Source organism: Mammaliicoccus sp. L-M44 (assembly GCF_022386355.1).
Taxonomy (GTDB): Bacteria; Bacillota; Bacilli; order Staphylococcales; family Staphylococcaceae; genus Mammaliicoccus; species Mammaliicoccus sciuri_A.
Map to the genome: position 1 here is coordinate 1 of NZ_JAJNIU010000086.1, position 259 is coordinate 259.

At 31.7% G+C, this 259-nt stretch carries 1 protein-coding gene; it reads right to left on the reverse strand.

Going from position 1 to position 259, the window contains the following annotated elements:
• Positions 1–259 (reverse strand): transposase (locus LQ611_RS14045; RefSeq protein ID WP_239709680.1); only part of this gene is annotated, 259 nt, incomplete at both ends.

Genomic DNA, 259 nt, shown 5'->3' on the forward strand with positions numbered 1-259 from the left:
TATAGAATTGTGAGGCATCTTCGAAGCCTTCATCCAATATTTTAATAGCTTCCACATACTTAGGATTACTTTCATATTGTGCAATGAATTCTTCTTTGAGCTGAACAGCATGACGATATGTTGGTGCTTGGAATATTGATTTAAGTAACATTCTAGCTTCTTTAGAGTTCTTTTTAGGAAATCTCTCTACAATATTTTTAAGAAAATGGAATGTACAACGTTGCCAAGATGAATCAATAAACTGTGACTTAATAGATTT